This is a genomic window from Pseudomonas rustica (assembly GCF_049959085.1).
Lineage (GTDB): Bacteria > Pseudomonadota > Gammaproteobacteria > Pseudomonadales > Pseudomonadaceae > Aquipseudomonas > Aquipseudomonas rustica.
On sequence record NZ_CP188200.1, the window covers coordinates 1,641,469 to 1,663,557 of the forward strand.

A 22,089-nucleotide genomic window follows, 5' to 3' on the forward strand; every position below is an offset into this window, starting at 1 on the left:
GTCCTCTGAACCCGATTTGGTTCGATTTTCTCGAGTGCGCAGCACTCTAACGGCAACCACGAATGGCTAGGTGGAAGGTTAACGACAGAATGTTACGGTTGATGTAGGAGCTGCCGCAGGCTGCGATCTTTTGACCTTGCTTGAAGGCTCAAGATCAAAAGATCGCAGCCTGCGGCAGCTCCTACATTATGATCAGGCTTTCATTTGTGACTGGATGCTTCCCATGACCGATCTGTCCGCGTTCCCGATCACCCAGAAATGGCCGGCGCAGTACCCTGACTGGATTCAGCTCTATTCCCTGCCGACTCCCAACGGCGTCAAGGTCTCGATCATGCTCGAAGAGATCGGCCTGCCTTACGAGCCGCACCGCGTGGGCTTCGACACGCAGGATCAGATGTCCCCCGAGTTCCTGTCGCTGAGCCCGAACAACAAGATCCCGGCGATCCTCGACCCTCACGGCCCGCAAGGCGAGCCACTGCCATTGTTCGAATCCGGCGCGATCCTGATCTACCTTGCTGACAAGAGTGGCCAGCTGTTGGCCCAGGAAGGCGCGCTGCGCTACGAGACCATCCAGTGGCTGATGTTCCAGATGGGCGGTATCGGGCCGATGTTCGGTCAGTTGGGTTTCTTCAACAAATTCGCCGGCAAGGATTACGAGGACAAGCGTCCGCGCGATCGTTACGTCGAGGAAAGCAAGCGTCTGCTTAACGTGCTCAACGGCCGGCTCGAAGGCCGCGACTGGATCATGGGCGAGCGCTACACCATCGCCGACATCGCCACGTTCCCGTGGGTGCGTAACTTGATCGGGTTTTATGAAGCCGGAGATCTGGTGGGCATTCAGAACTTCCCGAATGTCACGCGCGTGCTGGAGAAATTCCTCGCCCGCCCGGCCGTCGTCCGCGGCCTGACCATCCCCTCCTGACACCCCTATCCCCTGTAGGAGCTGCCGAAGGCTGCGATCTTTTGATCTTGTTAACAATCAACATCAAAAGATCGCAGCCTTCGGCAGCTCCTACAGGATCAGGGATTATTGCGTACCCGGTAACGCTCTCTTGATTGATCCAGGTTTGTACCTCACCCCCCGCAAGGCATAAGCTTCGCCCCCTACGACTTTCGTCTCATCTGCCGTTTTTTCAGGAAAGGCCCCATGTCCAGTCAGTTCCCCGAAGCACGTCCCCGCCGTCTGCGCCGCAATGCGAGCCTGCGCAGTCTGTTCCAGGAAACCGAATTCAGCCTGAACGACCTGGTGTTGCCGATCTTCGTCGAAGAAGAAATCGACGACTTCGTGCCGATCAAAAGTATGCCCGGCGTGATGCGTATTCCCGAGCGCAAACTGGCCAGCGAGATCGAGCGCTATGCGCGCGCCGGCATCAAATCGGTGATGACCTTTGGTGTGTCGCATCATCTGGACGGCAACGGCAGCGACACCTGGCGCGAAGACGGTCTGGTTTCGCGCATGTCGCGCATCGCCAAAGACGCTGTGCCGGACATGATCGTGATGTCCGACACTTGCTTCTGCGAATACACCGATCACGGCCACTGCGGCGTGATGCACAACCATGAAGTCGACAACGACCAGACCCTGATCAACCTCGGCAAGCAAGCCGTGGCCGCGGCCAGCGCTGGCGCTGATGTGATCGCGCCATCGGCAGCGATGGACGGTCAGGTGCGGGCGATTCGTCAGGCGCTGGACGCGGCCGGCTTCACCCAAATTCCGATCATGGCCTATTCGACCAAATTCGCTTCGGCGCTGTACGGCCCGTTCCGCGAGGCCGGTGGCAGCGCGCTGAAGGGCGATCGCAAAAGCTATCAGATGAACCCGATGAACCGCCGCGAAGCACTGCGTGAGTCGCTGCTTGATGAGCAGGAAGGCGCCGACGCACTGATGGTCAAACCGGCCGGTGCGTACCTGGACATCATCCGCGACATCCGCGAAGCCTCGAACTTGCCGTTGTCGGCGTATCAGGTCAGCGGCGAGTACGCGATGATCAAGTTCGGCGCGCAGGCGGGTGCGATTGATGAGGATCGTGTGGTGCGCGAAAGCCTGGGCGCGATCAAGCGTGCCGGTGCGGATCTGATCTTCACCTACTTCGCGATGGACCTGGCCCTGGCCGGGATCTAAGCAACAGCGCAAATCAAAACTGTAGGAGTGAGCCTGCTCGCGAAGGCGTTGTATCAGTCAACATTGATGTTGACTGATACAACGCCTTCGCGAGCAGGCTCACTCCTACAGGGGATTTGTGCTGGGTCAGGGGCAGTTGAAGTAGGGCCGGATGCCGTGATCGCGGAAGTAGCGTTCAATCACCTTCGGATCCGCGCTGTTATCGGCAATCGCCACATAGGTATCCGGGCGCAGCAGGTAAAAGCCGTTGCGCCCCAATCCCGCTGTTTCAAACGCCGGGCGCCAGTCGAACACATGCAGCGGCAGATGATGTTCATTGCACCAGGCGATCATCTCGTCGCTGGTGTCGCCGTACACATGCACCTGCCAGCACGGCTGGCGCAACGGTTCGTAATTATCCCCCTCACCATCATGCGCCCACGGCAAGCGGTCACCGCCGTGCACATGGCCGGCCACGCCTTGGCTCAGCGGCATGCCGCGATAGTTGAGAGTGACTTGTGAAACCGTGCGAAAGAGGAATTCACGACTGGCCTCGAATGAGGCCATTTTCGGAATCACGAACGGTGCCAGCCGCGTGCGCAGCAGGTCGGCGAGACGTCCCTCGGCGGTGACGAAACTGAAAACTTTATCGGTCGTCGACACCAGTTTGCGGGCGAAGGCGATGCGTTCGGTTTCGTAAGTGTCGAGCAACTCCTGCGTGGCCGCGCCGCTGAGCACCGCCGCCAGTTTCCACGCCAGATTGATCGCATCGCCGATGCCGGTGTTCATGCCTTGCCCGCCAGCGGGGCTGTGCACGTGCGCGGCATCGCCGAGCAGAAACGCCCGGCCACCGCGAAAGTGCTCGGCGACGCGGTGATGCACGCGATAGGTGGAGAACCAATGGACATCTTCAACATGGACGTTCAGATGTTCGATGGCGCGGCTGCTGACGTCGGAAAACTCCAGCGTCTCCGCGCGCTGCGCCCGCTCATCACGTACGGTGCCGATCAACCGCGCGCGGCCTTCGCCGGCCAGTGGGAAGACCGCGAGAAAATCTGCCTCGTCGAGATCGATGTGCAACTCGCCATTCATCGCCGGGCCGCTGGCCTGCACATCCGCGACGTAGAAAATCTGCTGATAAGTACCGCCGGGGAAACCGGCGTCGAGGGCTTTGCGCACCACCGAACGGGCGCCGTCGCAGCCGGCCAGATAACAGGCCTGACAGATCTCCTGCTCGCCATCGGGCAGGCGTAAATGCGCAGTGAGACCATCGCCATTCTCGGTGAAACTCTCCAGCGTGGTGTTGCGCTCGACGGTGACGCCGTAGTCTTCGAGGCGTTCGATCAGCAGTTTTTCGTGTTGATCCTGCGGGAAGATTTCGACAAATGCGTAGGGCGTCAGGCCCTCGCCGATACGGTTCAGCGGCAGCTTCGCGACCGGTTTGCCACTGACCCAGAAATTCGCCGCCGCGACCCGATGGCCGTTGCGCACGATGGTGTCGGCCAGATCCAGTTGCCGGTACAGCTCAAGTGTTCGCGCCTGCACCGCCAGTGCCCGTGAAGTGGTACCGGGGGCGGAGGTCTTGTCGATGATGCGCACGCGTACGCCGAGTTTGCTCAGCCACAGGGCCAGCACCAGACCGGTGGGGCCAGCGCCGGTGATCAATACGTCGCTGCGGTGCATGAGAGAGTCCTCTGCATGGGGTGCAGCAAGTATGGATCAGAAGGAGAGGGTGGCCAGTGGATTGGTCAGATGGTCGGTGTTCGGCTTGGGGGCTGATGCGTGGCGTAGATCCGGGCCCCTCACCCCAGCCCTCTCCCGAGGGAGAGGGAGCCGATTTGTGGGCTTTTCAAACTGTGCGTCCAACTCGGTGGCACACGTCGGCGTACCTCGAAAAAACACCTCCGTCAGTCCCCTCTCCCTCCGGGAGAGGGCTAGGGTGAGGGGCTTTTCAGGCTTAGAAATCAATCGTCCCCGACAACTTCGCCACCCGCGGCTCACCCTGCGTCAGGTAACCGCCCTGAGCCGATTCCCAGTACTTCTTGTTCGCCAGGTTCTCTACGCCCAAACGCAACGTCACGTCCTTCTCCGACACCTTGAACGCATACCGCGCGCCCGCATCGAAACGGTTCCACGTCGGCAGGCTCAGGTTGTTCGCCGCATCCGCATACTGCCCACCGGTACGCAGCATCCGCGCATTCAGCGCAACACCTTGCAGACCCGGCACATCCCAATCCGCGCCAGCGTTGAACTGGAACGTCGGCACGCCAATCGCCCGGTTGCCGTCGTTGGCGCCGTTCTGGGTGTTTTTCAGTTCGGTGTCCATCAAGGTCAGGCCGCTGATCAAACGCAGACCGCTGATCGGCTCGCCGAAGACGTTCATTTCCACGCCTTTGTTGACCTGCTCGCCCTCACGCACGTAGGTGCAAGTGGTCGCACTGTCGATCTCGCAGTAACCGTCGCTCGGTTGCTCGATACGGTAAACACCCAGGCTCGCGCCATACGTGCCCATGTCGACTTTCACCCCAGCCTCGGTCTGCTTGGAGCGAGCCGGTGCGTAAACCTCGTTGCCGTTGGTCACGCGGAAGCCGCCGCTGCTGGTTGGCGAGGTCGGGCCCTGCGCCAGACCTTCGATGTGGTTGGCGTAGAACGACACGTGATCCCACGGTTTAAACACGATGCCGTAAACCGGCGTGGTGATCGATTCGTCGTAGCTCGAAGAGCGCGGGCCGCTGCCGTAGCTGGCGTAACTGTAACCCTGTACGACCAGTTGCTGACGACGCAGGCCAGCGGTGATCAGCAGGCGATCATCGAAGAAGCCGAGGGTGTCGGACAGCGCGATACTGCGGTTGAAGGTCTTGCCGACGATGCCCGGATCGCTGTTGTCGCCACCAGAGAAGTTACCGACCGGCGATGGTGTTTGCACCGGGTGATAGATGTTGTTGGCGTATTTGGTCAGGTCGAAGTCATAAGCGCTGCGCTGTTCTGCCCAAATGCCGGTCAGGCCGAAGTTGAGCTTGTGGCTGACCGCGCCAGTGTCGAATTTGCCGTTGAGGCCGGCCATGACGCTGGTGTTGTCTTCGTCGTGGGGGATGAACGAACCGGTGGTGAACGAAGCACCGTTGTTGCCAACCAGCGTGGTCGAGTTGTAGCGCCCGACTTCGCGGGTGTGCTTGGCGCCGCCGGCAGCGTAGGCAGTCCAGTTATCGTTCAGATCGTATTCGGCGCGGAGCATGCCGAAAGTGTCTTCGATGTCGGTGTAGCCCCACTTCGGCGCGTAGTTGGTGTCAGCCGATGGCGCGTCCGGAATGTGCGTGGCGGTGCCGAGGTTGACCGAGTTGCGGCCACCATTGACGCGTTCTTTCTGATAGGCGAAGTCGCCGGACAGGCGCAGGGCATCGCCGCGATAATCGAGGCCGATGGCGAACAGTTTCGAGCGCTGGTTTTCGTGATCAATGCCGGTATCGCCTTCGCGCTGCGACAAGTTGATCCGCGCGCCGAAGCGGTTGTCTTCACCGAAACGCTGGCCGATGTCGAAGTGCTGACCGACGCGACCTTCGCTGTTGATGTCGGTGGTGAAGCGACGCAGCGGCTCGTCGCCGGCGCGTTTTGGTTGCAGGTTAACGCCGCCGCCGATGCCGGAACCGGTCGGGGTCACGCCGTTGATAAAGGCGTTCGGGCCTTTGAACACTTCCACGCGCTCAAGGGCGTCAGTGGAAATGATCTGCCGGGGCAGCACGCCGTAGAGGCCGTTATAGGAAATGTCGTCGCCATTGAGCGGCAGGCCACGAATCATGAACACCTGCGACTGGTTGGAAAAACCCGACGCCTGACGCACCGACGAATCGTTGAGCAGCACGTCGGCGACGTCTTCGGCTTGCTGATCCTGAATCAGTTGCTCGGTGTAGGACGCAGCGCTGAACGGCACGTCCATCATGTCCTGATTGCCCAACACGCCGAGCTGACCGCCACGCGCGACCTGACCACCGCTGTAAACCGGGGGCAGGGCGTTGGGTGTCGGGGCTTGGGCGTTGATGTTGACGTTGTCGAGCACCAGCTCTTTGCTATCACCTTCGGCGGCGTGAGCGGTAACGGTCAGGGAGCACAGCAGGGCGAGCAACGTCGGGCGGAACGGGACGGCGAGTCGGGCTGGAGCGGGCATTGTTGTACCTGGAGGCGCACGGCCGGTGAGAAAAGTTAGGGCGGCGCGGGAACTCCTTGCGCAAATGCGACTCCAGGTGCAAATGATAGGTTTTCTCAGTCACGTTTTGCAATCAGTTTGTCAGTACTCCCCATAACACCCGTAGGAGCTGCCGAAGGCTGCGATCTTTTGATCTGGTTTTTTAAAATCAAAATCAAAAGATCGCAGCCTGCGGCAGCTCCTACACGGATTGTGTATGGTGATCGCGGCTCAACGGACTGGAAGGAGCGCCATGCACACCCCTCGATTACTGATCACCCTCGCCGCCATGCTCGTGCTGGCCGGTTGCGCCAGTCAGCGCAGCGACGAACCTGCACCGCGTGCGCCGAATGAAGTGAAGGCCGAAATCGTTCGGCTGATGCCCGCTAAAATCGCCGATCGCCAAGGCTGGGCCACCGATATCTATGCCGCTTTCGCCGCGCAAAACATCAGCCCGACCACACAAAATATCTGCTCTGTGCTGGCCGTGGCCGAGCAGGAATCCACTTTTCAGGCTGACCCCACCGTACCCGGTCTGGGCAAAATCGCCCGCGACGAAATCGATCGTCGCGCCGGCAAAGTGCACATCCCCAGCCTGCTGGTCAGCGGCGCGTTGCAGGTGAATTCAACCAATGGCAAGACCTACAGCGAACGCCTCAACGCCGCGCGCAGCGAGAAGGAGTTGAGCGCAATCTTCGACGACTTCATCGGCAGGGTGCCCATGGGCCGCACGTTGTTTGGCGGCTTTAACCCGGTGCACACCGGCGGGCCGATGCAGGTCAGCATCGAATTTGCCGAGCAACACGCCAAGGATTATCCGTACCCGGTAGACGGCACGATTCGCCGCGAGGTGTTCAGCCGTCGCGGCGGCATGTATTTCGGCATCGCGCATTTGCTCGGTTACCCGGTGAGTTACCGCGAGCCGCTGTATCGCTTCGCCGATTTCAATGCCGGTTGGTACGCGAGTCGCAACGCCGCGTTTCAAAATGCGGTGAGCCGCGCTTCGGGCATTCCGCTGGCGCTGGACGGCGACCTGATTCGTTACGACTCGATCATGCCCGGCAGCACCGAACTGGCGGTGCGCACCCTCGGCAAATCGCTGGGTATGCGTAACCCAACCATTCGCGATCAACTGGAGAAGGGCAAAACACTGGAGTTCGAAGAGACCAAACTCTATCAACGAGTCTTTGAACTGGCAGAAAAAGCCGAGGGTAAAACTCTGCCGCGTGCGGTGTTGCCGGGGATCGTCCTGCAGAGCCCGAAAATCACCCGCAAACTCACCACCGCGTGGTTCGCCAAACGCGTGGACGAGCGTTACAAGCGCTGCATGGCCAAGGCCAACTAAATCAAGCGGACATAAAAAACCCGGCTGCGGGAGCCGGGTTTCTCTGGGTTATTGCGATGACGCGAGTCATTCAGACAGCGCGGCGTTCAAGCAGACGATCAGAGCCACCTTCAGCGACAGTGTTGCCTTGCAGACGATCCGAACCATCAGCGGCGACGGTGTTGCCTTGCAGTCGATCCGAGCCATCAGCGGCTACGGTGTTGCCTTGCAGACGATCCGAGCCATCAGCAGCGACGGTGTTGCCTTGCAGACGATCCGAACCATCGGCGGCGACGGTATTGCCTTGCAGACGATCCGAGCCATCAGCGGCGACGGTGTTGCCTTGCAGACGATCCGAGCCATCAGCAGCGACGGTGTTGCCTTGCAGACGATCCGAGCCATCAGCAGCGACGGTGTTGCCTTGCAGACGATCGGAACCATCTGCCGCAACAGCGTTCTGGTACAGACGATCCGAGCCGTCGGCGGCGATCATCGTGTGGGTTGGGGTAGCGGCGAAAGCGTTAACGGCGAAGACCGAGAAAGCGATGCTGAGAAGAGTCTGGCGTTTCATGATGGTGTGCTCCGGGGTGTTGTTGGTTGGTATGGAGCTGATGTTACGCCGCGGATTTTTTATGAGAACTTCATTGACGTGATGGTGAACATCGACAGCAATGATGGTTGAAACGCACCCGTGTAGGAGCTGCCGAAGGCTGCGATCTTTTGATCTTGATTTGAAAGGGCAAAATCAAAAGATCGACAGCAATGATGGTTGACACGCACCCGTGTAGGAGCTGCCGAAGGCTGCGATCTTTTGATCTTGATTTGAAAGGGCAAGAGCAAAAGATCGCAGCCTTCGGCAGCTCCTACCGGGGACTTCAGAGGACTTTTACTGCGCGGCCAATCGCCTGAATCGGCCCGGTCGGTTTGCCGATCGGCGAACCATTGGCGCCTTCCAGCGTCAACTCGAACAACTGATTCGCTTGCAGCGGCGGAAGTTTATCCAGCGGTACCCGCAACGCCTCGCCCGGTTTGACCAAGCCCAGCGACACCGGGCCTTGCCAGCCATCGGCCTTGGTCCAGAACTCCAGCGCCTTGTCCGCCGGCACTTCGACCACGCCCAGCGGAATCAACTGAATCTCCCGCGAGTCGCTCGCCTGAATCACCCAGCCCGGCGCTTTGTCCTGCGGCGCCACCAGCACCACCAGATAACTCGGCTTCGGCGTGGTCTGGGTCAGCAACATCGCGCCCAACACCAACGTCGCGGCCAGACCGGCAGCGGTCAACCCACGCCACAACGGCAACAGATTCCACCAGGACGTCGCCGGCGCTGTCTGCGTCAGCCGATCTACACTGCGTTCGATCCGCCGCCACAACTGCGCCGAGGGTTGCTGCGGCTCGGCAAGATCCGTCAGCTCCAGCAAACGCCGCTCCCAGGCGTCCACGGCGGCGCGCAAATCGGCGTCATGCTGCAGGCGTTGTTGCACCTCGATGCGCTGCTCGGCCGACAGGGTGCCGAGCACATATTCGCCGGCCAGTTCATCACGATCCTGCGCCGATTCAATGGTCATCCCATGCACTCCCGCAGCGCAGTGAGGCTGCGCTTGATCCAGGCTTTGACGGTGCCCAGCGGCGTGTCGAGGCGCGCGGCAATTTGCGCGTGGCTGTAGCCGTCGACGTAGGCGTGAAGGATGCAGTGGCGGCGCTGCGGCTCCAGTTGTTCGAGGCAACGGTGAATGCGCGCCGAATGCGCGTGGGCGTCGAACGCATCATCGTCGTGCGCAGGCATTTCATGCGCTTCGTTGAACGGCGTTTCCCGCGCCTGATTGCGCAACTGATTCAGCGCCAGATGGCGGGTCACGCTGAACATCCAGCCGCGCGCCGAACCGCGCGCCGGATCAAAACCCGCCGCACCGTTCCAGATTTTGATAAAGGCCTCATGGACGATGTCCTCCGCCAGCGCCGTGTCTCGCACCAGCCGCTTGGCCACGCCGAGCAGACGCGGGCCTTCCTGCACATACAAATCGCGCAGAGCCGCACGCTCGCCCCGGGCACAGGCGGCGAGGCGGGCTTGGTAATCGAACTCGGATTCGGCTAAAGGCATGTCGTGCAATCTAGCTCACATTCCCCAAAACAACACAGAACCTTGTAGGAGCCGAGCTTGCTTGCGAAGGCGGTATGTCAGTTGACCCGTGCGTCACAGACCTACTGCTTTCGCGAGCAAGCTCGGCTCCTACAAAAGCATGTGATCAGTTGGCGGCCCAGAAAATGTAATCGGCCTGATACTTCACCACTTCCTGCTTGCCCTTGTTCGCCGCCGTGCATTCACTGCCCGGCGCCACGCCGCCCTTGAGCGCAACGCGCTGGATATAACTCACACCACTCATCGCGCCTTTGCCTTCAGCAGGGTTGGCCTTGACCAGTTGATAAGGCAGGTTCCCCGGTGTCGACGGTGCTACGGCCAGTTGCGTGCCGGTGACTTTCGAACCGTCCTTGGCCTGCCACGTAGCCGGCGGGCCGAAATAAGTGCCGACCTGCTTGCCGCTGCGATCATTGAGCACCGCTTTCGGGCCAACGAACGTCCACTCGGTCTGCCCGGCGGCGTTGGGTTTGTCACGGCATTCATAAGTAATCTCGCCAACCCCGGTGGTTTCCATGGCGATCTTGTGGCCGTCCGGCACTTTGATCGCATCGGGATAACTGCTTTGGGCGAAGGTCGTCGAGGTGACGGCGAGCAAACCGGTGAAGCCAATCAGTTGGGTGATGTTCATCAGGTGTTCTCCGAAAAGGGTAAACCGCTGGCAGCCGAGGAGGGCTGTTACAGGGAATACCCGTGGCGGAGCGGTTTGGATGCAGTGCCTGAAAAATAAATTTCAAACACCCTGAAGCCCCACTGGGCAGGGAGGTAGACCCAAAGGCTGCAAATGCACTACAACTGAAGTGGGCGGATAACCAATCGAAAGGGGGGAGCTATGTATCAACTCTACGGACATCGAAATTCCGGCGCAGCCGCCATCGAAGCGGCGCTGGAGCTGTGCCAGATCGCCTATCGCTTCATCGATATCGAAGCCAGCAGCGAGGCCGCCGAGGCGCTGGCCAAGCTCAATCCGCTGAAACAGATCCCGACCCTGCAATTGCCCGACGGCAGTGCGCTGACCGAAAGCGCGGCGATTCTGATTCACCTTGGCTTAACCTTTCCCAAGTCCGGTTTGCTGCCAGTCGAGGCCGCCGAGCGTGACCAAGCGACTCGCGGCATGGTTTATATCGTCAGCAATTGTTACGCAGCAATTGGCGTGATCGACTACCCCGAACGCTGGCTATTGATGCCCGACGAAGCGTCGCGACAGAACCTGATGGCCGGTGCCCGTGAGCGATTGCACTGGAGTTGGGAAGTGTTTGCCGACCAGTTCTCCGCCGAACTGTACCTGGACGACGAAACGCCGGGCGCGCTGGATGTGTTGGCAGCGGTGGTGACGCGCTGGGCGGGGAGCCGCGAGCATTTGCGCCAGACGCGGCCGGGGTTTTACGCGTGGCTGCAACGCATTGACCGGCATCCGGTACTGGCCCCGGTGTTTGCCCGGCATTGGCCGTCCTGAGCCCGACGCAAAACCAAATGTAGGAGTGAGCCTGCTCGCGAAAGCGGTCTGTCAGTCAAAAAACAGGTGGCTGACAGACCGCTTTCGCGAGCAGGCTCACTCCTACAGGGGGCGGCGGAGCCTTCGGGGACTACTCCCCGCGAATGTACTGCTCCAGCTGTTTGATCAGCTCAGCCTGCTCGGCAATGGCTTCCTTGACCAGGTCACCAATCGACAGCAGCCCGATCAACTTGCCATCCTGCACCACCGGCAAATGGCGCAGACGCTTGTCGGACATGATGCCCAGGCACGTGTCGACGGTCTGGTGCGTATCGACGGTGATTACCGGCGAGACCATGATGTCGCGCACCGGCGTACCCACCGACGAACGGCCATGCAGCACTAGCTTACGGGCGTAATCGCGCTCACTGATGATGCCCAGCACTTCATCGTTCTCCACCACCAGCAAGGCGCCGACGTTTTTCTCGGCCATCTTCATCAGCGCTTCGAGCACCATGTGATCAGGTTTGATCCGGTGCACTTCCTGATTTTTCTGATCTTTGAGCTTGAGCAGTTGGGCGACGGTCTTCATGGCGGTTACTCAGGTGTTGTCGTTGTTATCCAAGCATCGTAGACCCTGAGGCGCAGGGCAAGGTGACAAAGCGGCAGATAGCACGCAAAAAACGTCATTTCCGGGGTTTTTAAGGTTTACCTCTAACTTTGTGGCGAGGGAGCTTGCTCCCGCTCGGCTGCGAAGCAGTCGCAAAACCAGCCCGCGCGGTGTGTCAGATGAATCGGGAATGCATGGTTTGGGCCTGCTGCGCAGTCCAGCGGGAGCAAGCTCCCTCACCACAGGGAATGGGGTTATCTCGGGAAGGGCAGCGTAGAATGCCCCTCTGTTTCAATACCCGAGGTTGCAGTGGTGGATTTACCGCAGGGCTTCGTCCTGACCCGGCATTGGCGTGATACGCCGGCCGGCACCGAAGTCGAGTTCTGGTTGGCGACCGACGCCGGGCCGCGTCGTGTGCGCTTGCCGCATCAACCGTCGGTGGCGTTTATCCCCGCTGAACAGCGCGAGGCGGCCGAACGCCTGCTGCACGACGAAAAGAACGTCGAACTGCGCCCATTGGCCCTGCAGGACTTCGAACATCGTCCGGTGCTCGGCTTGTATTGCCAGCAACACGGCCAGTTGATGCGCCTCGAAACCGCGCTCACCCGCGCCGGCGTCGACGTTTACGAAGCCGACGTGCGCCCACCGGAACGCTACCTGATGGAGCGCTTCATCACCGCGCCGGTATTCTTCAGCGGCACAGCGGACGCCGACGGCACCTTGCTCAACGCCCACTTCAAACCCGCACCGGATTACCGACCGAAACTGCGCCTGGTCTCCCTCGACATCGAAACCACCGAAAATGGCGAGTTGTATTCCATCGCCCTGGAAGGCTGTGGCGAGCGTCAGGTGTACATGCTCGGCGCACCGAATGGTAACGCCAGCATCGTCGACTTTGATCTCGAATACTGCGACTCGCGCACCGTCATCCTGAAGAAACTCAATGACTGGTTCGCGCGGCACGACCCCGACGCGATCATCGGCTGGAACGTTGTGCAGTTCGACCTGCGCATCCTCCACGAACACGCGCGACGCCTCGGAGTACCACTGAAAATCGGCCGTGGCGGCGAAGAAATGCAGTGGCGTGAGCACGGCAGCCGCAATCACTATTTCGCTTCGGCAGCGGGGCGGTTGATCATCGACGGTATCGAATCCCTGCGTTCGGCGACCTGGAGTTTCCCCTCGTTCAGTCTGGAAAACGTTGCGCAAACCCTGCTCGGCGAGGGCAAGGCCATCGACAACCCGTACCAGCGCATGGACGAAATCAACCGCATGTTCGCCGAAGACAAACCGGCGCTGGCCAAGTACAACCTCAAGGACTGCGAACTGGTCACGCGGATCTTTGCCAAAACCGAGTTGCTGACTTTTCTGCTGGAGCGCGCCAGCGTCACCGGATTGCCGGCGGATCGCAGCGGCGGCTCGGTCGCCGCGTTCACGCATTTGTATATGCCGCTGATGCACCGACAGGGTTTCGTCGCGCCGAATCTGGGTACCAACCCGCCGCAGGCCAGCCCCGGCGGCTTCGTCATGGACTCACAACCAGGTCTTTACGAGTCGGTACTGGTGCTCGACTACAAAAGCCTGTACCCGTCGATCATCCGCACTTTTCTGATCGATCCGGTGGGCCTTATCGAAGGCTTGCAACACCCGGACGACGCTGACTCTGTACCGGGTTTCCGTGGCGCGCGCTTCTCACGCACCCGTCATTGCCTGCCGTCGATCGTCTCGCGGGTGGCCGAGGGTCGCGAGACCGCCAAACGCGAGCACAACGCCCCGCTGTCGCAAGCGCTGAAAATCATCATGAACGCCTTTTACGGCGTGCTCGGATCCAGCGGTTGTCGTTTTTTCGATACGCGGCTGGCCTCATCGATCACCCTGCGCGGCCACGAAATCATGCTGCGCACGCGCAAGTTGATCGAAGAGCAGGGCCACGCGGTGATCTATGGCGACACCGATTCCACCTTCGTCTGGCTGCGCCGTCAGCATGCTCAGGAAGAAGCGGCAAAGATCGGCCAGGCGCTGGTCAAGCACGTCAACGACTGGTGGCGCGAGCATGTGCGCGATGAGTACGGGCTGGAAAGCGCCCTCGAATTGCAGTTCGAAATTCACTACAAACGCTTCCTGATGCCGACCATCCGTGGCGCGGAGGAGGGCAGCAAGAAGCGTTACGCCGGCCTCGTCACCCGCGCCGACGGCAGCGATGAAATGGTCTACAAAGGCCTGGAAACCGTGCGCACCGACTGGTCGCTGCTGGCCCGGCAATTTCAGCAGGAACTGTACGAGCGGATTTTCCAGCGCAAGCCGTATCAGGATTACGTGCGCGACTACGTGCGCAAAACCCTCGCCGGTGAATTCGATGATCGGCTGATTTACCGCAAACGCCTGCGCCGCACCCTCGACGACTACGAACGCAACGTGCCGCCTCACGTGCGCGCGGCGCGGCTGGCTGACGATTACAACACGCAGCACGGTCGGCCACGGCAATACCAGAACGGCGGCTGGATCAGTTACGTCATCACCTTGGCCGGCCCCGAGCCGCTGGAAGTGCGCCGCGCGGCCATCGATTATGACCACTACATCACCCGGCAGCTGCAACCGGTGGCCGACGCGATTCTGCCGTTTGTCGACGACGATTTCTCAACCCTGATCGGTGGGCAACTGGGCCTGTTTTGAGTCGAGCAGTTGCAGCGTCCATTCATCGAGAATGCCGTGGAAGTAGCGCTCCAGCGCCTGCGCGAACAGGCTGTCGTCGGCGCTGAACTGCGCGAACAGTGTCATCGATGAATGAAATTTCAGGTCATCGGGATGACCGAAGATCTCCGCGATTGAACGCTGGCGCACGTTCAGCACCAACTGCGTGCAGGTGCGCAAGCGGGCGCCGAGCAGTTCATGGTCGAGGTAGGCCTGCGCTTCTTCGGCCGAACCGATGGCGTAGCGTCGGGACATTTCACTGCCGCCCAGACCGGCGAACTGCGGGAAGACGAACCACATCCAGTGACTGCGTTTGCGGCCGTCTTCGAGTTCGCGCTGCACCCGCTCGAACACCGAGTCTTGGGCCAGCACAAAACGTTGCAGGTTGAACGGGTCGTTCTGATCCGTGCTTCTCATCGCGAAGCCCTCGCCAGTCGGCGGCTCAGACCATGGCCAGCCGCTGCTTGCGTTGTGGCGCTTGAAACACCTGATCCAGCGCCGCCAGATCCCCGGCCTCCAGTTGCAGCTGCGCCGCTTGTGCATTGAGTTGCACGTGTTCGGCTCGCACAGCCTTGGGAATCGCAATCACACCATCCTGACGCAGAATCCACGCCAGCGAAACCTGCGCGGGGGTAACGCCGTGACGAGCGGCAATCTGTTTCAGCACCGGCTCAGCCAGCATCGCGCCGCCCTGGCCGATCGGGCAGTAAGCCATCAGCGGCATCCGCTGGTGCTGGCACCACGGCAGCAGATCGAATTCGATGCCGCGCTCTTCGAGGTTGTAGAGCACTTGATTGGTGGCGCAGGCCGAACTGGAGAGTTCTTCGAGGTCATCGACGTCGAAATTGGAGACGCCCCAACGGCCGATCTTGCCTTCTTCGCGCAGACGTTCGAAGGCTTCGACGGTTTCTTCCAGCGGATACTGGCCGCGCCAATGCAGCAGATAGAGGTCGATGTAATCAGTGTCGAGGCGGCGCAGACTGCGCTCGCAGGCTTGCGGGATGCCTTTGCGGCTGGCGTTATGCGGGTAGACCTTGCTCACCAGAAACACTTGATCGCGCAGACCGGCAATCGCTTCGCCGACCACCGATTCGGCACCGCCCTCGGCGTACATTTCGGCGCTGTCGATCAGGGTCATGCCCAGCTCGATCCCCGTGCGCAACGCCGCCACTTCACGCTTGTGCGCCGAACGGTCTTCGCCCATGCGCCAGGTGCCCTGACCAATGACTGGAACCTGCACACCGGCCAATTCGAGGGTACGCATTCAAACCTCCTATCTGAAAGAGTCGATACCTTTAAGTGGGCAGCAGGATAGCCCAGGGGTTCCGAAAGCTTGCAGATGAGGCGCTTTTATCGATCGTTCCCACGCTCTGCGTGGGAATGCATCAATGGACGCTCTGCGTCCGCTGTTGGGACGCGGAGCGTCCCGGGCTGCGTTCCCACGCGGAGCGCGGGAACGATCAAATGTAGGAGCTGCGGCACGCGGCGATCTTTTGATCTTCGCTTTTACTTGGCGGAGAACTTCAACACCACGCTGTGGTTGTAAGTCTGCCCCGGATCCAGTCGCGTACTCGGGAAGTTCGGCTGATTAGGCGAGTCTGGATAGTGCTGCGTTTCCAACGTAAACGCGCCCCAGTGCGGATACACCTTGCCGCCCTTACCCTTGACCGTGCCATCCAGGAAGTTACTGGTATAAAACTGCACACCCGGCTCGGTAGTGAACAACTGCAAATGCCGCCCCGACTGCGGATCGCTTACTTCAGTGGCGACTTTGCTCACATCGCCCTTGGTATCCAGCGCCCAGTTGAAATCAAATCCACCCTGTTTCGGCTCAGCAAATTTCAGCTGCTCATGATCAGCCTTGATGTGCGTGCCGATGGCCGTCGGTTTAGTGAAATCCATCGGCGTGCCCGCAACGGGCGCGAGTTCACCGGTCGGGATCAGTTTGGCCGTCACCGGCGTGTAATGGCTGGCGTACAGGGTCGCGACCTGCTTGAGAATGTCGCCATTACCGGCGCCGGCGAGGTTGAAGTAACTGTGGTTGGTCAGGTTGAGCACCGTCGGTTTGTCGGTGTTGGCCTTGTAGTCGATGCGCAGTTCGTTGTTGTCGGTGAGGCGATAGGTGACCTCGGTGGTGAGGTTGCCGGGAAAGCCCATTTCGCCGTCCGCCGACAGATACGTCAGGGTTACGCCGACCGAATCCTTGTCCTTGGTTTCCTGTGCTTTCCAGACTTTCTTGTCGAAACCCAAGGTGCCGCCGTGCAGCGCGTTGCTCTTGTCGTTCTGCGGCACTTGATAGCGTTTGCCATCGAGTTCGAACGCGCCTTCGGCGAGGCGATTGCCGAAACGGCCGATGGTCGCGCCAAAGTACGCGGTGCCTTTCTGATAACCCTGCACATCGTCGAAGCCGAGCACGACGTCATCGAACTTGCCGTGTTTGTCCGCCACCAAGAGCGATTGCAGGGTCGCGCCGTAGGTGATGACGGTGGCTTGCATGCCGTGGCTGTTGCGCAGGATGTATTGCTCGACGGGCGTGCCGTCATTGGTTTTGCCGAAGGCTTTGTGCTCGGCGCTGAGGCCGGCGGCATTGGCGGAAAGGGTGGCGATCATCAGGGACAGTCCGAGGCCGGAGAGCAGGTGTCGGGATTGAAGCATGGTTGACCTTCCTTTTTGTTGTTGTTTTCAAAGCAGCGCGGATTCCCCTGTAGGAGCTGCCGAAGGCTGCGATCTTTTGATCTTTATAAAAGCAAAAGATCGCAGCCTTCGGCAGCTCCTACAGGGTGGTTAATAGTCATGCTATCTGTGAGTAGGAAGAATATTTATAGCGGATGAATCGTTTATTGCCAAAATAAAGTCTGACTAATTGATGTGGGGATCAGCGCCAAAGGTCGGATCAACGCTCGCACACTGCACTTTTTCGAATTTCCCGGCTCTATCCATGGCCAGGATGCGGTGACCCCCGCCGCACAGGAATGTGCCTGTTCGAGACTACATGCCGACAGTTTTTCAGCTGATTGCCGACCTTTTTCGCCGACCGTGCCTGCCGCTCGCCTGTCTGTCATTGCTGTTGTTCAGCGGTTGCAGCCATCAGGAGGGCAACGGCTTTTTCGCGCAGATGCGTGACGGCCAGCCGCAGGAATTCATGCAGACCAGCGTCGACCGTATGGCCACGCTGGCAATGCGCGACAACCTCAACAGCCTCTACCGCCTGATGGGCAAGCTGTACCTGCGCAATCCAGAAGAGCTGAAAAAATCGGGGTTCCTCAGTATCAGCGTGGCGGTGAAACAGGTGCGTCTGGCCGTTGAACAGCAGCAGCCATTACCGGTGCTCGGCGGAAGAAAGGATCTCGCGGCGCTGAGCTACGCGATGAGCCCGGAGTTTCGCGGTGACCGCGTCGGCGCGTTCATCTATGCGATCGGCAGCATGCTGGTGACCGCCCATGGCAATCGCACCGAGTTCTACATGACCGATGCGATCAACCCGACCTTCGTCCACAACGCCGCGCGCAACATCGAAAAAGCCACGTGGATTCTGTCGCAACGGCAGAACAAGGACGGCCAGCCATTGCTGTTCTCCAATGAGATTTCCGAAGAGGGCAGCAACCTCAGCTTTGCCACCGAGTTCGGCAAAATCGTCGCGCGGCTGGATCTGATCACGCAGATGCTTGATGAGCGCTACCGGCGGATTGGTTTGAATTACGCGCAGAGCCTTCTGTTCCTGAATTTCCTCCCCGTTCAATAAGCGCTCTCACCCCTGTAGGAGCTGCCGAAGGCTGCGATCTTTTGATCTGTTTTTGAAGGTCAACGTCAAAAGATCGCAGCCTTCGGCAGCTCCTACAGGGTAGAGTGGCGGTCGGATTGTTTGTATACAATCCATCGTCAACTTTGACTCAAAGGGAGCTGCACCCGTCATGACCGACCCCGCAAGCGCCGATTTCACTCGCGTTGACCGCGCCGTCCGCTCGGACAAATTGCCTTATGCCGCGTTGCTGGCGTTCGCCATGACCGGTTTCATCGCCATCCTCACCGAAACCCTGCCAGCCGGCCTGCTGCCGCAAATCGGCGCCGGGCTCAATGTCAGCGAGGTGCTCGCCGGGCAACTGGTGACGCTGTACGCGCTGGGCTCGATTGTCGCGGCGATTCCGCTGACCGTCGCCACGCGCGGCTGGCCTCGGCGGCGGGTGCTGTTGATGACCGTCGGCGGTTTTCTGGTGTTTAACACCGTCACCACGTTTTCCAGCCATTACGGCCTGACCCTCGCGTCGCGGTTTCTCGCCGGCATGGCGGCGGGGCTGTCGTGGGGGATCATGGCCGGCTATGCGCGCGGAATTGTGCCGGTGCATCAACAGGGCCGAGCGCTGGCGATTGCTATGCTTGGCACGCCGGTGGCGCTGTCATTAGGCACGCCGGCGGGAACATGGCTGGGTAATCTGATTGGCTGGCGTGCTTCGTTCGGCATCATGTCGGCGTTGGCACTGGTGTTGGCGGCGTGGATCGTCATTGCGGTGCCGGATCGTCCGGGGCAAACCAGCGAAGAACGCCTGCCGCTGCTCGAATCGTTGCGTCTGCCGGGTGTGCGACCGGTGCTGTTCGTGGTGCTGACGTGGATGCTCGGCCACAACATTCTCTACACCTACATAGCGCCGTTTCTGATGCAGGCCGGATTGGCCGAACGGGTTGATCTGGTGTTGCTGGTGTTTGGCCTGTGCTCGCTGGTGGGCATCTGGATCATCGGCATGCTGGTCGATCGCTGGCTGCGTTGGCTGACGTTGATCAGCCTTGCGGTGTTTGCCGTGACCGCGCTGGTGTTGGCGCTGCTGGCGCCGTCACCGTGGCTGATTTACACGTGCATGGCGGTGTGGGGCTTGTCCTTTGGCGGCTCGGCGACGTTGCTGCTGACCGCCGCGGCGGACTCGGCGGGCGATCACGTCGACGTGGTGCAGGCGATGCTCACCACGTCGTGGAACGTAGCGATTGCCGGCGGCGGCTTGTTTGGTGGCTTGTTGCTGGATCGAGCGGGGGCGATGTCGTTTCCGTGGGCGCTGCTGATTCTCTCGCTGATCGCGCTCGCTACCGTTTGGATCAACAGCAACCACAGCTTCAAACCGGGCCGCCGCCAGCACTGACAACGCAGTCTCTCTGTAGGAGCTGCCGCAGGCTGCGATCTTTTGATGTGCGGTATTGAAAAACAAGATCAAAAGATCGCAGCCTGCGGCAGCTCCTACAGGGGGAATGGTGCGTTGGGGCATAACGATAGACCGCATTGATATATGTGGTTATAAGAAAAATCGCTATGCTGCGGGCCAGATTTTTCCTGTCGTTTTTGTGGACGGTTTAATGGAATTGGCAAATTTCGGCCTGGTGATCGCCGGGCTGGTGGTGGGGTTTATCGTCGGCATGACCGGTGTCGGCGGCGGTTCGTTGATGACGCCGATCCTGCTGTGGTTCGGCATCAACCCGGCAACGGCGGTGGGCACTGACCTGTTGTACGCCGCCATTACCAAATCCAGCGGCGTGCTGGTGCACAAAAAGAACAAGAACATCGATTGGGCCATCACCGGCTGGCTGACCCTCGGCAGCGTGCCGGCGGTGGCGATGACTTTGTGGTTCCTCAGCACCCTGCACACCGCGCCGGATGCGATGAACGCCATCATCAAGCAAGCCCTGGGCTTTGTGTTGTTCGCCACCGCGCTGGCGATCTTCTTCAAAAAACGCCTGCTCGCATTCGCCCACAAACGCGCCGGCGGCAACTACAACCCGAGCGGTTCGCGCCTGAACGTGTTGACGGTGATCACGGGTTTGATCCTCGGCACCATGGTCGCGCTGACCTCGATCGGCGCGGGTGCGCTCGGCACCGTGGCGCTGTTCATTCTTTACCCGCTGCTGCCAACCCGTCGTCTGGTCGGCACCGAAATCGCTCACGCCGTACCGCTGACATTGGTGGCAGGCCTCGGTCACGCGAGCATGGGCAATATGGATTGGGGTGTGTTGGGCTTTCTGCTGATCGGCTCGTTGCCGGGCATCTGGCTCGGCAGCCACCTGACCGGACGCATTTCCGACGAAGTCCTGCGCCCGTGCCTGGCGACGATGCTGGTGTTGATCGGCTACAAGCTGGCGTTCTGATCAACCCGGTTTTTGCATTGGAACAACCTTGTGGGACTTACTCACCACAAGTTCTGCGCTGCTGAATATCCCGTGTAGGAGCTGCCGAAGGCTGCGATCTTTTGATCTTGATCCTAAAAAAGATCAAAAGATCGCAGCCTTCGGCAGCTCCTACAGGTTTTTATGACGGGTTTTGAATGGTGTATTTCATCACCGTCACCGGCAATTCCTCGTACACCATTTCCTCAATCACCTCCCATCCCAACCGTGCATACAGCGATTGCGCCGCATCGGTGTACAAGTACAACTCCCGCACCCCCAGCGCCGCCGCTTCTGCAACCACACGGTTAACCAGTTGCGAAGCGATCCCGCGCCCGCGTTCTTCAGCTTTCACATAAACCCCGGCCAACCAGGGCGTCAGGTTCGGGCGCAGCTTCAGATCGTTTTCGATCAGCAGCGCGCCGCCGAGCAAGCGCGAACCTTCAAGCGCCACCACAACGCTGGGAACCGCGCCTTTGCCGCAGGATTCACGCATATGCTCGATACGATCCTGGACATTCTGGCCCGGGCGAAACTCGCCCCACTCCTGGAAGTTGAGCGTGGCCAGTTCTTCAATCAATTCGGGGTGATCGCACAGGTAATCAATGTGCATGCGGGTGAACTCCATTTCGGTGGTTGATCCACCACCCTAATGCGGTCATAAAAGGTAATCAAATCTGCCTTGCGATCGTGTCTGTGATGTTGCGCAATGTCGGCCCTGACCTAAGCTTCTGACAAGGCGACACCTATTTGCCAGATAGCCCCGGAACAATCGCCACGATGCGCAATCATTAGAGCGTGGATATTAAAAGGAGATGCGCATGCTCATCAGGTCACTGACCCTGACACTCTTGCTGGCGATTGCCGGCCCTCTGTTCGCCGCTGACAACGATTCGCCGATTGCCGGCGACATGGGCCGCGCCCGACCGCTGATCGTGATCGCACAAAGCACCGTTGACCCCGTGTGGGTCGGCCTGAAAAAGTCGCTCGACGATCCCGCCAACAAAAAAGGCGTCGCCGATCGCAACATCAAGGTTTACACCATCCTCAACATGTCCGGCCAACTCGACGGCAAAGACCTCGGCCAGCAGGACACCATGGCGCTGCTGCGCTCGCTGAAGCTGGGTGCCGGCGCGTATCCGAAAGTGTTCCTGGTGGGCAAGGACGGCGAGACCAAACTGTCGGCGTCGGGGGATGAAGCGAAAGCGGTGGATTTGAAGAAAATCTTCGACACCATTGATGCCTTGCCAGCGACCGAGAAAGACATCACGCCACCGTCCGTTGCAACCACACCGGCAGCCGCAGAACCGGCCGCAAAAGGCGCAAAAGGCACCAAACCAACCAAACCTGCAAAACCCACCAAGCCACCGGAAATGCCGGATGACTAACTGAAGTCAACGCAAATCCCCCTGTAGGAGTGAGCCTGCTCGCGATAGCGGCATGTCAGTTGATACATGTGTTGACTGATAC

20 protein-coding genes are annotated in these 22,089 nt (G+C 59.9%); 9 read left to right on the forward strand and 11 right to left on the reverse strand.

Annotated elements, in window-relative coordinates; all coding sequences use genetic code 11:
* The first annotated feature begins 223 nt into the window (after window positions 1-223).
* Together ACP3TY_RS07715 and hemB are read left to right on the forward strand one after the other, a co-directional pair.
* A complete protein-coding gene (locus tag ACP3TY_RS07715; protein ID WP_212545685.1) occupies window positions 224-922 on the forward strand; it encodes a glutathione binding-like protein in 699 nt (232 codons plus the stop codon).
* A gap of 225 nt (window positions 923-1,147) precedes the next feature.
* Window positions 1,148-2,122: a porphobilinogen synthase gene (gene hemB, locus ACP3TY_RS07720; protein ID WP_053121880.1), complete on the forward strand. Its 975-nt coding sequence runs from the start codon at window positions 1,148-1,150 to the stop codon at window positions 2,120-2,122.
* A 126-nt stretch (window positions 2,123-2,248) separates the two neighbouring features.
* On the opposite strand, the gene ACP3TY_RS07725 is transcribed toward hemB, so the two are convergent.
* Window positions 2,249-3,784, reverse strand: coding sequence for an FAD-dependent monooxygenase (locus tag ACP3TY_RS07725; protein WP_212545686.1), 1,536 nt, complete (start codon window positions 3,782-3,784; stop codon window positions 2,249-2,251).
* A 274-nt stretch (window positions 3,785-4,058) separates the two neighbouring features.
* A complete protein-coding gene (locus ACP3TY_RS07730; protein WP_426619643.1) occupies window positions 4,059-6,263 on the reverse strand; it encodes a TonB-dependent receptor in 2,205 nt (734 codons plus the stop codon).
* A gap of 271 nt (window positions 6,264-6,534) precedes the next feature.
* Between ACP3TY_RS07730 and ACP3TY_RS07735 the strand changes: the two genes are divergently transcribed.
* Entirely contained in the window at window positions 6,535-7,626 is a 1,092-nt protein-coding gene (locus tag ACP3TY_RS07735) for a DUF1615 domain-containing protein (protein WP_401239751.1), read from the forward strand.
* Window positions 7,627-7,696: 70 nt separating this feature from the next.
* Here ACP3TY_RS07735 and ACP3TY_RS07740 read toward each other — a convergent pair whose 3' ends face one another.
* From ACP3TY_RS07740 to ACP3TY_RS07755, 4 genes are all read right to left on the reverse strand, one after another.
* On the reverse strand, window positions 7,697-8,176 hold the full coding sequence (locus tag ACP3TY_RS07740; protein WP_426619644.1) for a hypothetical protein: 480 nt from the start codon (window positions 8,174-8,176) through the stop codon (window positions 7,697-7,699).
* Window positions 8,177-8,480: 304 nt separating this feature from the next.
* Window positions 8,481-9,173, reverse strand: coding sequence for an anti-sigma factor (locus ACP3TY_RS07745; RefSeq protein ID WP_426619645.1), 693 nt, complete (start codon window positions 9,171-9,173; stop codon window positions 8,481-8,483).
* Window positions 9,170-9,706, reverse strand: a complete 537-nt coding sequence (locus ACP3TY_RS07750) for a sigma-70 family RNA polymerase sigma factor (RefSeq protein ID WP_426619646.1) — start codon at window positions 9,704-9,706, stop codon at window positions 9,170-9,172. Before ACP3TY_RS07750 ends, ACP3TY_RS07745 begins: the two co-directional genes overlap by 4 nt.
* A 145-nt stretch (window positions 9,707-9,851) precedes the next feature.
* Complete coding sequence (locus ACP3TY_RS07755) at window positions 9,852-10,373, reverse strand: DUF3455 domain-containing protein (RefSeq protein ID WP_053121866.1); 522 nt, start codon at window positions 10,371-10,373, stop codon at window positions 9,852-9,854.
* Window positions 10,374-10,574: 201 nt separating this feature from the next.
* On the opposite strand from ACP3TY_RS07755, the gene ACP3TY_RS07760 reads away from it, so the two are divergent.
* Window positions 10,575-11,198: a glutathione S-transferase N-terminal domain-containing protein gene (locus ACP3TY_RS07760; protein WP_426619647.1), complete on the forward strand. Its 624-nt coding sequence runs from the start codon at window positions 10,575-10,577 to the stop codon at window positions 11,196-11,198.
* 130 nt (window positions 11,199-11,328) lie between these two features.
* Here the strand turns inward: ACP3TY_RS07760 and ACP3TY_RS07765 are convergent, their stop codons facing one another.
* Window positions 11,329-11,769, reverse strand: a complete 441-nt coding sequence (locus tag ACP3TY_RS07765) for a CBS domain-containing protein (protein ID WP_426619648.1) — start codon at window positions 11,767-11,769, stop codon at window positions 11,329-11,331.
* A gap of 330 nt (window positions 11,770-12,099) precedes the next feature.
* Here ACP3TY_RS07765 and ACP3TY_RS07770 point away from each other — a divergent pair, with 330 nt between their 5' ends.
* A complete protein-coding gene (locus tag ACP3TY_RS07770) occupies window positions 12,100-14,460 on the forward strand; it encodes a DNA polymerase II (protein WP_426619649.1) in 2,361 nt (786 codons plus the stop codon).
* Here the strand turns inward: ACP3TY_RS07770 and ACP3TY_RS07775 are convergent.
* The 3 genes from ACP3TY_RS07775 to ACP3TY_RS07785 form a co-directional block, all read right to left on the reverse strand.
* The gene (locus ACP3TY_RS07775; RefSeq protein WP_053121859.1) at window positions 14,425-14,895 is read right to left on the reverse strand and encodes a DUF1810 domain-containing protein; all 471 of its coding nucleotides are present in this window, start codon (window positions 14,893-14,895) and stop codon (window positions 14,425-14,427) included. The genes ACP3TY_RS07770 and ACP3TY_RS07775 overlap by 36 nt on opposite strands.
* 25 nt (window positions 14,896-14,920) lie before the next feature.
* Complete coding sequence (locus tag ACP3TY_RS07780) at window positions 14,921-15,742, reverse strand: aldo/keto reductase (RefSeq protein ID WP_426619650.1); 822 nt, start codon at window positions 15,740-15,742, stop codon at window positions 14,921-14,923.
* Between the two features lie 242 nt (window positions 15,743-15,984).
* A complete protein-coding gene (locus ACP3TY_RS07785) occupies window positions 15,985-17,133 on the reverse strand; it encodes an aldose epimerase family protein (RefSeq protein ID WP_053121854.1) in 1,149 nt (382 codons plus the stop codon).
* 337 nt (window positions 17,134-17,470) lie between these two features.
* Here ACP3TY_RS07785 and ACP3TY_RS07790 point away from each other — a divergent pair, with 337 nt between their 5' ends.
* The 3 genes from ACP3TY_RS07790 (at window position 17,471) to ACP3TY_RS07800 (ending at window position 20,601) form a co-directional block, all read left to right on the forward strand.
* Entirely contained in the window at window positions 17,471-18,220 is a 750-nt protein-coding gene (locus ACP3TY_RS07790; protein ID WP_426619651.1) for a hypothetical protein, read from the forward strand.
* Window positions 18,221-18,389: 169 nt separating this feature from the next.
* Window positions 18,390-19,604 carry an MFS transporter gene (locus ACP3TY_RS07795; protein WP_053121850.1) on the forward strand — a complete coding sequence of 405 codons (1,215 nt, stop codon included), beginning with the start codon at window positions 18,390-18,392 and terminating at the stop codon, window positions 19,602-19,604.
* Between the two features lie 211 nt (window positions 19,605-19,815).
* Window positions 19,816-20,601 carry a sulfite exporter TauE/SafE family protein gene (locus ACP3TY_RS07800; RefSeq protein ID WP_053121848.1) on the forward strand — a complete coding sequence of 262 codons (786 nt, stop codon included), beginning with the start codon at window positions 19,816-19,818 and terminating at the stop codon, window positions 20,599-20,601.
* A gap of 160 nt (window positions 20,602-20,761) precedes the next feature.
* On the opposite strand, the gene ACP3TY_RS07805 is transcribed toward ACP3TY_RS07800, so the two are convergent.
* Window positions 20,762-21,232 carry a GNAT family N-acetyltransferase gene (locus ACP3TY_RS07805; RefSeq protein WP_426619652.1) on the reverse strand — a complete coding sequence of 157 codons (471 nt, stop codon included), beginning with the start codon at window positions 21,230-21,232 and terminating at the stop codon, window positions 20,762-20,764.
* Window positions 21,233-21,440: 208 nt separating this feature from the next.
* On the opposite strand from ACP3TY_RS07805, the gene ACP3TY_RS07810 reads away from it, so the two are divergent.
* Window positions 21,441-22,007 (forward strand): DUF4174 domain-containing protein, encoded by a 567-nt coding sequence (locus tag ACP3TY_RS07810; protein WP_426619653.1) that lies wholly within the window; start codon window positions 21,441-21,443, stop codon window positions 22,005-22,007.
* Window positions 22,008-22,089: the final 82 nt, after the last annotated feature.

Coding starts and splice junctions, on each gene's coding strand:
- ACP3TY_RS07715 (WP_212545685.1), top strand. CDS start 224: ATGACCGATCTGTCCGCGTTCCCGATCACCCAGAAATGGCCGGCGCAG.
- hemB (WP_053121880.1), top strand. CDS start 1,148: ATGTCCAGTCAGTTCCCCGAAGCACGTCCCCGCCGTCTGCGCCGCAAT.
- ACP3TY_RS07725 (WP_212545686.1), bottom strand. CDS start 3,784: ATGCACCGCAGCGACGTATTGATCACCGGCGCTGGCCCCACCGGTCTG.
- ACP3TY_RS07730 (WP_426619643.1), bottom strand. CDS start 6,263: ATGCCCGCTCCAGCCCGACTCGCCGTCCCGTTCCGCCCGACGTTGCTC.
- ACP3TY_RS07735 (WP_401239751.1), top strand. CDS start 6,535: ATGCACACCCCTCGATTACTGATCACCCTCGCCGCCATGCTCGTGCTG.
- ACP3TY_RS07740 (WP_426619644.1), bottom strand. CDS start 8,176: ATGAAACGCCAGACTCTTCTCAGCATCGCTTTCTCGGTCTTCGCCGTT.
- ACP3TY_RS07745 (WP_426619645.1), bottom strand. CDS start 9,173: ATGACCATTGAATCGGCGCAGGATCGTGATGAACTGGCCGGCGAATAT.
- ACP3TY_RS07750 (WP_426619646.1), bottom strand. CDS start 9,706: ATGCCTTTAGCCGAATCCGAGTTCGATTACCAAGCCCGCCTCGCCGCC.
- ACP3TY_RS07755 (WP_053121866.1), bottom strand. CDS start 10,373: ATGAACATCACCCAACTGATTGGCTTCACCGGTTTGCTCGCCGTCACC.
- ACP3TY_RS07760 (WP_426619647.1), top strand. CDS start 10,575: ATGTATCAACTCTACGGACATCGAAATTCCGGCGCAGCCGCCATCGAA.
- ACP3TY_RS07765 (WP_426619648.1), bottom strand. CDS start 11,769: ATGAAGACCGTCGCCCAACTGCTCAAGCTCAAAGATCAGAAAAATCAG.
- ACP3TY_RS07775 (WP_053121859.1), bottom strand. CDS start 14,895: ATGAGAAGCACGGATCAGAACGACCCGTTCAACCTGCAACGTTTTGTG.
- ACP3TY_RS07780 (WP_426619650.1), bottom strand. CDS start 15,742: ATGCGTACCCTCGAATTGGCCGGTGTGCAGGTTCCAGTCATTGGTCAG.
- ACP3TY_RS07785 (WP_053121854.1), bottom strand. CDS start 17,133: ATGCTTCAATCCCGACACCTGCTCTCCGGCCTCGGACTGTCCCTGATG.
- ACP3TY_RS07790 (WP_426619651.1), top strand. CDS start 17,471: ATGCCGACAGTTTTTCAGCTGATTGCCGACCTTTTTCGCCGACCGTGC.
- ACP3TY_RS07795 (WP_053121850.1), top strand. CDS start 18,390: ATGACCGACCCCGCAAGCGCCGATTTCACTCGCGTTGACCGCGCCGTC.
- ACP3TY_RS07800 (WP_053121848.1), top strand. CDS start 19,816: ATGGAATTGGCAAATTTCGGCCTGGTGATCGCCGGGCTGGTGGTGGGG.
- ACP3TY_RS07805 (WP_426619652.1), bottom strand. CDS start 21,232: ATGCACATTGATTACCTGTGCGATCACCCCGAATTGATTGAAGAACTG.
- ACP3TY_RS07810 (WP_426619653.1), top strand. CDS start 21,441: ATGCTCATCAGGTCACTGACCCTGACACTCTTGCTGGCGATTGCCGGC.